Consider the following 9,652-nt stretch of genomic DNA (forward strand, 5'->3'; position numbering starts at 1 on the left):
AACGGAGAAACGGCAGTGTCGTCTTTTGTTGGCGGGCATTAAAAAACCCTATGGGCCTGCGGGCCCATAGGGTTTTTCTGCGGTGATTGTTTGTGTGGTGGTTATCTGGCTTGGCGAACCGGTACGGCGCGGGTGGTGGCCACTTCGTAGCGGCTCTGGGTTGCCGGCGCCCCTTTCTGGAACTGGCGTACCAGCCGGTCGAGATCGCTTAACTGGTTTACCAGCTGGGTGATGCCGTGCACGGCGTGCTGGCTGCCGACGCTGGAGTCATCGGCCAGGGTCTTGATGCTGAGCACGTTGCGGTTGATCTCGGCGGTGACGTGGAACTGCTCCTGCACCGCCTGGGCAATCTGGCCGCTGCCGGAGGCCACCTGCTGCAGCATATCGTTGATCTGCTGGAGTATGGTGCCGGTTGCCGAGGCTTTTTGCTGGCAGCTCTCGGAGAGTTGGCAGCCCTTCTCCATCGCCTGCTCTGCATCCCCGGCGCTGGTTTGCAGCTCGGTGATCATCTTCTGGATTTCGCTGGTCGAGGATTGGGTCTTGATGGCGAGGGTGCGGATCTCGTCAGCCACTACCGAGAAGCCGCGACCCGCTTCGCCAGCCCGGGCCGCTTCGATGGCGGCATTGAGGGCCAGCAGGTTGGTCTGGTTGGCGATGTTGTTGATCACATCGAGGATGCCGTCGATATCGCGGCAGTGGCCGACCAGCGCACTGATCACGCTCTTGGAGGTGGTCAGCTCGCTGTTCATGCCCGCCACGGCGGCCACGGTTTCGGCCACGCTACTGTTGCCGCTCTTGAACAGCACGGCCGTTTCATCCAGCAGGCTGGAGGAGTCAGTCGAACTTTGTGACACCTCGCGAATGGATTCCGACATCTCGGTCACGGCGGTCGCTACCTGATTGGTTTCGGCCTGCTGCTGTTGCAGGTTGTCGGTGATGGATTCGGCGTTGCGCAGATCCCCTTCGGCGGCCTGCAGGATCTTGCTGCAAGTCTGCTGGGTGCGGGCCAGCACGGCGTTGAACTCGGCCTGATTCATCACCATCGAGAGTTCGATGGCGGCGATGTTGTCCACCTTGTTGGTGTAGAGCAGCTGCATCAGAGGGTTGTCAAAGCGGCTGCGGGCCATCTTGTTGAGCTTGCCGAGGCGACGGGAGAGGACATTCAGGGTGATGGCCGCTATCGCCAGCGGCAGGGCGACCAGCGCCAGTTGCCAGTTCATGTCGTGGTTGTAGCCCAGCGCAAACATGGCGAGCAGGCTCAGCAGCAGGCAGAGGTTGATGGCCAGGGTATGGGAGAAGGTGGGCAACTTGAGCGCCAGCGGCAGCTTGTTGTTGCGAAGGTCGGCATAGACCTTCTCGGCCCGCTGCTTGATCTCTTCGCTCGGGGCGGTGCGCACCGACTGATACTCCACCACCCGGCCGCTGGCATCCTTGATGGGGGTGACAAAGGCGCTGACCCAGTAGTGATCGCCACTCTTGCAGCGGTTCTTCACCGGCCCCATCCAGCTCTTGCCTTCGCGGATATGGTTCCACAGATCGGCAAAGGCCTGTTTCGGCATGTCAGGATGACGTACCAGATTGTGGTGTTCCCCCACCAGCTCGTCGAGCTGGAAGCCTGCTATCTCGCAGAACTCATCGTTGGCGTAGGTGATGCGGCTCTCCAGATCCGTGGTGGAGATCAGGCTCTGGTGGTCTGGATAGAGACGTTCTCTTTGGGTAACCGGTTGATTGATTCTCATGGCCTTACTCCCGAGCTGTGGTGGTTAGATTTTGATCTACATCAAGACATCTGCAAGGGGTGGGCCAGCTGGCAAAAGCTAATGATTGATATGTTATTAGTGCCGTTTTGGCAGGAAAAGAACGTTGCTGTTTGCAATATGCAACGGAGCAGACGGGTGTGCCTCTGCGGCATCTGCAATTTGCAACCTATTCTGGTCAAGCCCATAAGCTTGGAGCCAGCAGCTGGATGCGAAGGAACCACGAACCGACGGGGCATCCGCTGCCCCGCCAGAGATCAGGGGAGAGGGTCGGGAGCGGGTGAGGAGGGGGCGCTGACGAGCTGCATCACTTCAATCTGGATCCCCTGCACCAGCACGGTTTTCAGATCCTGCAGGTACTCCTCCAGCGGCGACTCTTGCAGCAGTTGGGCAAGCTCGTTGCCCACCGGGGTGAGCCGGTAGTAGAGCAGGGTGATGTTGTTCTGCTTGCACTGCAGCCGCCAGCGCTGGTTGCCAAACTCCAGCTCGACCCCATCGGCGGGCAGCGGGCCGGACTCCAGCTCCGCACGATGCAGCAGCCCGAGCTCAAACAGTTGCAGCAGGGCGTTGTAGGGCAGTCGGTATTTGCCAAGGCCAAGGCGGGTTGCCTTGGCGCGACTCAGCAGGCTGGCCCCCTTGTGCAGCCCCAGCAGCAGTCGCTGCTCGTCGCTGCCGGTGTAGTGGCAAGTCAGTGAACAGATGCGCTGGAACAGCTGGGCCTCTCGCTGGGTCATCTCTTTGAGGGTGGCGAGCGCCCGAATGGAGAAGCGGCCCGGCGTGGCGACTTCCAGCGCGAAGATCCGCCCCCACAGCTGCTGCATCGGCACCATGCTGATATCTTCCGCCAGTTGCAGGAAGCGGGTCAGCCAGTCGCTGTCCATCTCGCCGCCGGCCGCGGTCTCTTCGCAGTGGCGGGAGGCCATCACCATGATGGCTTCCAGATTGCGCTGGCGGGCGGCCTGATCCGCCAGATGGCGAAAGGTGGCGCGCTGTTCGAAGGTGCTGTCGGTGTTGCGGGTGAGCATGCCGTCGATGCCGCGACTGCGGGCCAGACGCAGGGTCTGCTCCTGGCTGCTCAGGATCGAACTCTCTTTTTTCGGGGGGGGGAGGTCTGCCATGCTGACTCCATTCGCACAGGTTCTGGAGCTGAATGTTACTCCAACCGGGATGCCAAGATAACAAAGCGGCCTCTGTGGAGGCCGCTTTTTTTGCAATGGGAGGATTACTCCTCGTAGACGCTCACCTCGACCGCTTCCATCGAGTAGGAGGCGGTGGCCATCTCGTGGCTGGAGCTGACCGTGCGCATCTTGCCCTGCACCCAGATGGCATCCCACAGGTCATCCACCGGCGCACCCTTGGGGTAGCTCACATAGATCACCTGATTGGTGGGGGGCGGCGGCACATGGATGCAGGCGCCGAAGTAGGGCACCAGCAGGAAGGCGGTGATCTTCTTGGCATCCCCTTCCAGCGGCACCACGAAGCCCGGAATGCGCACATCCTGGTTGTCCAGCTTCTTGTTCACTCCGCCCACTGGTTGCGGCACCGACATGGGATCTTCGTGATTGACCTGGGGCGGTGGCAGCAGTTTCTCCCCTTCCGGGATGAGCACATCCCAGTCGATGGTCTTGTAATCGGCGGCCAGGGCGGGCAGCACCAGCAGACTGGCGAGCAGCGCCACAATTTTCCACTTCATCATCTGTCCTTCTGTTTCAATTTTGGGCGTCTCGCTAGACGCGAATGCTCATGCCATCGCTCAGGCTGTAGCGGTAAGCGCGGGCGGCAGGGAGCAGGCCGATCACCATGCCTGCCAGCCACACTACCCCCAGCAACTGCCACTCGTAGGTGCTCGGCAGCCCCAGACTCAGTTGCAGGCCATAGTGGCTGAGCAGCCAGGGCGAGGCAAGCCCCTGCCCCAGATAGAGCACGGCGACCCCGAGAGCGATGCCGACCGTGGTTAGCGCCATGGCCTCCAGCGCCAGCAGCAGGAACAGGTGGGCAGGGCCCGCACCGAGGGAGCGCAAGATGGCGAGCTCCCGGCGCCGCTCGTTAAGCCCCGCCAGCAGGGTGGTCAGCATGCCGATCAGGCCAGCGACTACCACGAAACCGGCGATGACCGAGAGGGCGGTTTCCGCCACGCTCATCAGGCTCCACAGCTCCTGCAGGGCGGCGCCCGGCAGGATCGCCATCAGCGGCTCTTTGGGATAGGTGTTGACGCTGCGTTGCAGTTGGAACGCCAGGATCCGGTTGCTCAGCCCCACCATAAAGGCGGTGATGGTTTTCGGGGTGAGATCCTGCGCCAGCGCCTGCTCCGGCGTCACGTTCTTGCTGTGGCGGCCGGTATCCCAGCCCAGATGGATCGCCTCTATCCCCGCCAGCGGCACATGGATGGTGCGATCAATGGGCGTGCCGGTCGGCGCCAGAATGCCCACCACCTTGAACGGCAGATTGTCGTGCTGGCTGAACGAGGTGTTGCCAGCGCCGTGGGCGATGACGATGGATTGGTCGAGGTGATAGCCGAGCTTCTCGGCCACCTGAGCGCCCAGCACCGCTTCGAATGGCGTGTCGAATGGCCGCCCCTCGCGCAGTTGCAGCGACTGCTGCTGACCGTACTTCAGGTGGGTGAAGTAGTCGCCATTGGTGCCGAGCACCCGAAATCCCTTGTGGGAGTCACCAAGCGAAAGCGGGATGGTCCAGGCGACGCCCGGTTTCTGCTTGATAGCCTGATAGGAGTCCCACCCCACGTTGTTGGTGGGGTTGCCGATGCGAAACACAGAGTAGAGCAGCAGGTTCACCTGACCGGAGCGGGCGCCGACGATGAGATCGGTCCCCGAGACGGTGTTGGAGAAGCTTTCACGGGCCTGGGTGCGCACCCGCTCCACCCCGAGCAGCAGGGTGACGCTGATGGCGACGGCCAGCAGGGTGAGCCCGGCGGTGAGGCGGCGGGCCCAGAGACTTTGCAGGGCGAGCTTTAGCACGTGACCCTCCGGTTTTGTTGTCGTACCGCGTGGGTACGCATGGCATTCATCAGGGAGATGCAGTGTTGAACGGTGCTCAGCATGATGCCCTCCGGTTGAGCTGTTGCAGGTTTTCGACCCGCGGGAACAGGGGTTCGAGATAAGGGTCGTGACTGACGAAGATCAGGGTCGAGCCCTGCTTGTCGCACTCCTCGAACAACAGCTTGATAAAGGCGGCCCGATTGTCGGTGTCGAGTGCCGAGGTTGGCTCGTCGGCAATCACCAGCGGTGGCGAGCCGATCAGCGCCCGTGCGGCGGCAACCCGCTGCTGCTGGCCGATGCTGAGGGCATGGACGGGGCGATGCAGTGCGTCATCCGGCAGTTGCAGCTCCGCCAGCAGACGGCGCGCCTCCTGCTCCGGACTCCCCTGCAGGCGAGCCCGTTTGGCGGGCGAAAAGGTGAGGGCAGCGGTCACGTTGTCCTGCACCGAGAGAAAGGGCAGCAGATTGAACTGCTGGAAGATATAACCCAGATTGGCCGCCCGGAAGTGGTCACGGGCACGGCCAGAGAGCCGGGCCAATGGTTGGCCCAGCACCTCCAGGGTGCCGTGGTTGGCGGTCTGGATCCCGGCCAGCAACCCGAGCAGGGTCGACTTGCCAGAGCCCGACGGGCCCTTGATAAAGACCCGCTCACCCTCGCGGATGGTGAGGGCGGGCAGATCGAGTACAGCATCGCCACCTGGCCAGGCAAAGGCCAGATCGCGGATCTCAACCACGGCTTTTTTCATGGCGTTACCAGCTCAGCTTGTTAGCGGACGGGGTCAGCTCGCCAGCGGTCTGGCCGGTAGGCAGAATGCCCTGCACGCTAAGCTTCTCAAGGCTCGGATAGACGCTGAACAGGGTCGCCTCAAGGCCGGTCAGTTTGGCCGGCGTGGCGCAGGTGTAGGTGTACATGGCTCCGAGATCAGCGTGGCCGGTGTCGGCGTGACCCGCTTCGTCATGATCATGGTGGTCTTCATGTTTGTCGCTGGCAGCCTTGTCATGGTCATGGTCATGGTCATGGTCATGGTCATGGTCATGGTCGTGATCATGCTCTTCTTTGGTTGCTTGCAGCTCCTGCTGGGTCAGTTTGCAGCCAGCGGCCGGGTCGAAGCGGAACAGGGCATCAGGCTGCTGGAGGCGGGCGACCGCCTTGGCATACTGCGCCTTCTCTTCATCGCTCTTGGCAGCGTGCTCGAAGCCCACCAGATCGGCTGCGGGTGCCTGCAGCTCGATCATCAGCTGGTTGCCATCGAGCACCAGATTGAGGTGGCCGTGGCCATGCTCGTGGGCGCCGTGGCTGTGGCTCTCGTGTTCGTCGTGATTTGCGTGTGCGCCAAAGGCCGCAGCGGCCAGCAACAGAGTAACTGCTTTCATCTTTAATCCTTTTTTCAAAACAAATAGTGAACTTAAACAAAGGGATAGATAAAAACAGAGGCGGGCGGCGCACGGATGGCATAGCTGTGAAGCGTGGCGGTATCCGCCGAGCGTTGCATGATTGAAACTGCGGGCAGAACAGAGGTCGAACCGGGGAAACAATAGGGGGTAGCCGTGATGACCTGCTTGCCATCCAGATGGAGGGCGCAAACCAGACAGTGATGGTCGTCGTGGCCGGGCAGGGCGGATTCAAACTGGTGCCGGGCAAGGGCAGGCTGCAGCCATAACCAGCCCAGCAGCAAGATCCAGATTTTCAGCTTGATACGACCCATAGACCCTTATGGAAAGGGCGCCATCAGCGCCCTTTCTCTCTGACTTAGAGATGGGACTTGATGAGCCCCATCACGGTAGCAATGTTGTTGGCATCGAGCTGGCCATCTTTGGCAAACAGCACCTTGCCCTCTTTATCCAGCAGGATGATCGCCGAGCTTTCCGGCGTCAGATCCCAGGCGTTGCGCGCCATGCCCTTGGCATCCAGCACCATGGCGGACCAGGGGAACTCTTTCTTGCTGTCCTCGGCACTGCTCTTCACGAAGCCGGAGGTGCCCCAGATGGCGTCATTGCTGTTGATGACGGTAACGGTCTGGTACTTATCTTGCGGCAGCTTGGCGGCCTTGATCGCCTCGATCATCGGGGCGTTCAGCTCCTTGGCACTGGAGCGACCGGCAATATGCTGGATCAGGAACACCTTGCCGGTGAGCGAGGTGCTCTGCCACGGCTGGTAGCCGATATCCTTGCCGTTCAGTACCAGCTCCCCCTTGTCACTGATATTGACCAGCGGCACCGGGTTGCCATCCTTGAAGTTGTGAGCAAAGACCAGAGATGGCAGCAGCGCCAAAGTAAGTACGAGATGTTTCATCCTGATGACACTCCATTTGTTATGTTATAACGAGTTTCGGATTGAGGGAATGGGCGAGCTTCATCCTAAACCGATCGGATCTGTTTAAAAAGTGTTAAATAAGATCGCAATTCAGAAGCGTCGGCGCCCCGCCAGTCAGGTGGTTGGCTGGCAAGGGCGGCTAGGATGGCATGACATCGATAAAAATCAATGAATTGGCTGCTGGTCTGAGCTGTCTGCGTCAGTAGAGCGACTCGCTGATGAGGGGGATCTTGGCCATGGTCATCTGCTGGGCCAGCAGGGACGAGCCAGTAAGCAGCACATGGCGCTGATTGTTGATCACCACCACATCACCGGGTACGCCACTGTCTGCCGTAATGGCCAGCCAGGCAGGGGAGACGCTGCCGATGCTGATATCCGGATAGATGATGCTGAGCACATATTGCGGCGCCAGCTCCGCAAGCAGACTGGCCATCAGCAGCGCCTTCTCATCGCTGTCGGCCTTGTTATCCTGCAACGCCTGCAGCGGCGGCGCGAAGTGATCCAGCTGCTCCGGCTGGGTGGGGATGGCGTTTAGCCACTCCTGCAGCAGGCTGACGCTGGTGGCGAGATCCTTGGCGGCAAACTGCTGCGCCAGCGGCTTGAGATGCCCTTTGAAGTGGTAGAAGAGCTGGGAGTAATCGGGTCGCACGCAAGGCAGTTTGCGATTGGCAGGATGGACGCAGGGGATCACCCTCATCTGGTAGAAGGCATCCTCCTGATACTGCTGGTAGGCTTGCCAGAACAGCAGCGACTCCATGCTGTCGTCCCGCAGGGTGAAGGCCTGCTCCAGATTGCGAAATTTGGTAGCGGTCTCGGGGCTGCTCTGATTGATCAGGTTGATGCTGTTGTAGAGCCGCGGGCTGATATAGGCGTAGAGGGTCTCCAGCGGATTGGTGAGAGAGGCCTTCAGCAGGCTCATCTCGTGGCGACTGGCGGCCATCACCTGGTCGTCGGTGGTCAGCTGGAAGTGCTTGCGCTGGCCATCGGTGGATTGCCACTGCCAGCTCATGTTGATCTCGCTGGCGTTGCTTGTGGCGCCAAGGGTGGTGCTGAGAGTGAGGCTGAGCAACAGCGCGGGGGTCAGCTTCATGGTGGTGCTTCCTGCCGTGGACGATAATTAACAACTAGGTGAGCCGGCACCACTTTGGTGATGTTTCGTTTTGTGATCTGGATAACAGATTGATGTGACTTTTAATTTAATTGTGAAATTAAGTCACTCTGGAGGGGTTATGAAGCCTTGGAGCATAGTGCTGTTTGGGCTGTTCAGCCTGCCAGCCATGGCGGGTCAGGTGATCGTCAACAAGGGGATGTCCATTGCGGATACCTTTGCTCTGCGTGACCAGCTGGCGCGCGAACACGAATGGCAGGAGTGGTTGCGCTATCAGCAGGCCATCAAGTGGCTGGAGGTGTTGCCGGTCAACTGCGAGCTGATGAGCCAGCCTGGCGGCGGCTATCGCTGTGGCGGTGATTACTATCGTTCCTACCAGAAAGATGGTCGTGAAATATACATTCAGGGCAATCCTGCCGAAGATGCGGCCGGTCAGCTGCCGCAAACACCAACAAAAAAGGCGCCATAAGGCGTAATGCCAGTCAGTTAAGCCTGACTGGCATTGTTTTTATTGGCTTTTTTCACGGCATACTTCTGCGGCTTCGCCTTCACACTGCGGGGGTAACTTCGCTCCCTTCGTTCCGGCAGCACAAACTGGCCCGCTTGTTTCTCCAGGTCAGCTACCCGCTTCGGGATAGTACCCGGTGATAGGTACGGCATGCAGCTCAGTTCATGGATAAGATAGACCGACGCCATGTGAAAACTCAGCTGGCTCGCCGTGTATCCCTTCAGACTTGCCGCCATCTTTACCATCTGGCTGCGCAGCAGATTGTACGCCAGCAACACCCCCCACAGCTCCTGCCGTATACCCGCCGCCTTCTTGCTGCGCAAGGTCAGCCGGTGCTCTTGCAGGCTGTGCTTCATCTCCCGATAGCCCAACTCGATTTCCCAGCGATGGCTGTAGAGCTCGACAATATCGGCGCTCGGAAAGCGCATCGGGTCGACCATTGAGGTCAATACTTGGCGCTCCTTGCCGCTGATGTTGCGGGTCAGCAAACGGGCTTCCACCGTGTCCGGCAGTTGCGGCCACTTCTTGCGTGCCTGTGGACTGGTCTTGAGCTGCACCAGGGCATCCTGACGCCCCAGCTTGCGCACCACCTCGTATTGCGTGCCCTTTTTGAGTGGCAGCAGCCAGTGCCGCTCGCTGCCAGTGGTTTGCCAGGCGTGGAGCAGACCGAGAGAGTAAAACCCCTTGTCGAACAGAGTTAGCGAGTGGTCTGGTGTGTGCGCGACAAGCTGCTCGGCCAACACCATCTCGTTGACGGCGCAGCTCTCCATGACCGCCTGAACAAGCAGGTGGCTGGTCAGCTCCATCTGGCAGAGCATGCGTGCCTGCGGATAAGCGGTCTCCCCATGCTGAGTACCGGGCTTGGCAAAGGCAGCGGCATTGTCCGGGGTATCGGGTGTGCGCCACATCACGCCATCGACGGCGAGCAGTTGCAGCCCGGCCCAGCCGGGATGATTGGCCTGCTGGTGCC

The 9,652-nt window shown here is 60.4% G+C and carries 11 protein-coding genes; 1 reads left to right on the forward strand and 10 read right to left on the reverse strand.

Going from position 1 to position 9,652, the window contains the following annotated elements:
- Positions 1 to 101 precede the first annotated feature (101 nt).
- From AB5Z09_RS10000 to AB5Z09_RS10040, 9 genes are all read right to left on the reverse strand, one after another.
- On the reverse strand, positions 102 to 1,739 hold the full coding sequence (locus AB5Z09_RS10000; protein ID WP_368195202.1) for a PAS domain-containing methyl-accepting chemotaxis protein: 1,638 nt from the start codon (positions 1,737 to 1,739) through the stop codon (positions 102 to 104).
- Positions 1,740 to 2,014: 275 nt separating this feature from the next.
- Entirely contained in the window at positions 2,015 to 2,875 is an 861-nt protein-coding gene (locus AB5Z09_RS10005) for a TIGR03899 family protein (protein ID WP_005335692.1), read from the reverse strand.
- Positions 2,876 to 2,979: 104 nt separating this feature from the next.
- The gene (locus tag AB5Z09_RS10010; RefSeq protein WP_236382638.1) at positions 2,980 to 3,453 is read right to left on the reverse strand and encodes a DUF3299 domain-containing protein; all 474 of its coding nucleotides are present in this window, start codon (positions 3,451 to 3,453) and stop codon (positions 2,980 to 2,982) included.
- A 31-nt stretch (positions 3,454 to 3,484) separates the two neighbouring features.
- Positions 3,485 to 4,732, reverse strand: coding sequence for an ABC transporter permease (locus AB5Z09_RS10015; protein WP_043821722.1), 1,248 nt, complete (start codon positions 4,730 to 4,732; stop codon positions 3,485 to 3,487).
- Positions 4,733 to 4,808: 76 nt separating this feature from the next.
- Positions 4,809 to 5,498: an ABC transporter ATP-binding protein gene (locus AB5Z09_RS10020; RefSeq protein WP_005335686.1), complete on the reverse strand. Its 690-nt coding sequence runs from the start codon at positions 5,496 to 5,498 to the stop codon at positions 4,809 to 4,811.
- A gap of 4 nt (positions 5,499 to 5,502) precedes the next feature.
- Complete coding sequence (locus AB5Z09_RS10025; RefSeq protein WP_368195203.1) at positions 5,503 to 6,126, reverse strand: DUF2796 domain-containing protein; 624 nt, start codon at positions 6,124 to 6,126, stop codon at positions 5,503 to 5,505.
- Positions 6,127 to 6,158: 32 nt separating this feature from the next.
- The gene (locus tag AB5Z09_RS10030; RefSeq protein ID WP_323916017.1) at positions 6,159 to 6,458 is read right to left on the reverse strand and encodes a hypothetical protein; all 300 of its coding nucleotides are present in this window, start codon (positions 6,456 to 6,458) and stop codon (positions 6,159 to 6,161) included.
- 44 nt (positions 6,459 to 6,502) lie between these two features.
- Positions 6,503 to 7,045, reverse strand: coding sequence for a YtfJ family protein (locus AB5Z09_RS10035; RefSeq protein ID WP_064335472.1), 543 nt, complete (start codon positions 7,043 to 7,045; stop codon positions 6,503 to 6,505).
- 220 nt (positions 7,046 to 7,265) lie between these two features.
- The gene (locus tag AB5Z09_RS10040) at positions 7,266 to 8,156 is read right to left on the reverse strand and encodes a hypothetical protein (protein ID WP_005354684.1); all 891 of its coding nucleotides are present in this window, start codon (positions 8,154 to 8,156) and stop codon (positions 7,266 to 7,268) included.
- Positions 8,157 to 8,295: 139 nt separating this feature from the next.
- Between AB5Z09_RS10040 and AB5Z09_RS10045 the strand changes: the two genes are divergently transcribed.
- Complete coding sequence (locus AB5Z09_RS10045) at positions 8,296 to 8,643, forward strand: hypothetical protein (protein WP_368195205.1); 348 nt, start codon at positions 8,296 to 8,298, stop codon at positions 8,641 to 8,643.
- Positions 8,644 to 8,660: 17 nt separating this feature from the next.
- Here the strand turns inward: AB5Z09_RS10045 and AB5Z09_RS10050 are convergent.
- Positions 8,661 to 9,652: IS4 family transposase (locus tag AB5Z09_RS10050; RefSeq protein ID WP_368195206.1), on the reverse strand; the 992-nt coding region annotated here is incomplete at its 5' end.

The sequence above is a fragment of the Aeromonas sp. R2-2 genome (assembly GCF_040908355.1).
GTDB lineage: Bacteria > Pseudomonadota > Gammaproteobacteria > Enterobacterales > Aeromonadaceae > Aeromonas > Aeromonas veronii.

What these genes read in the sequence shown, in the direction of transcription:
- AB5Z09_RS10000 (WP_368195202.1), bottom strand. Translation starts at nt 1,739, where the DNA reads ATGAGAATCAATCAACCGGTTACCCAAAGAGAACGTCTCTATCCAGAC.
- AB5Z09_RS10005 (WP_005335692.1), bottom strand. Translation starts at nt 2,875, where the DNA reads ATGGCAGACCTCCCCCCCCCGAAAAAAGAGAGTTCGATCCTGAGCAGC.
- AB5Z09_RS10010 (WP_236382638.1), bottom strand. Translation starts at nt 3,453, where the DNA reads ATGATGAAGTGGAAAATTGTGGCGCTGCTCGCCAGTCTGCTGGTGCTG.
- AB5Z09_RS10020 (WP_005335686.1), bottom strand. Translation starts at nt 5,498, where the DNA reads ATGAAAAAAGCCGTGGTTGAGATCCGCGATCTGGCCTTTGCCTGGCCA.
- AB5Z09_RS10025 (WP_368195203.1), bottom strand. Translation starts at nt 6,126, where the DNA reads ATGAAAGCAGTTACTCTGTTGCTGGCCGCTGCGGCCTTTGGCGCACAC.
- AB5Z09_RS10030 (WP_323916017.1), bottom strand. Translation starts at nt 6,458, where the DNA reads ATGGGTCGTATCAAGCTGAAAATCTGGATCTTGCTGCTGGGCTGGTTA.
- AB5Z09_RS10035 (WP_064335472.1), bottom strand. Translation starts at nt 7,045, where the DNA reads ATGAAACATCTCGTACTTACTTTGGCGCTGCTGCCATCTCTGGTCTTT.
- AB5Z09_RS10040 (WP_005354684.1), bottom strand. Translation starts at nt 8,156, where the DNA reads ATGAAGCTGACCCCCGCGCTGTTGCTCAGCCTCACTCTCAGCACCACC.
- AB5Z09_RS10045 (WP_368195205.1), top strand. Translation starts at nt 8,296, where the DNA reads ATGAAGCCTTGGAGCATAGTGCTGTTTGGGCTGTTCAGCCTGCCAGCC.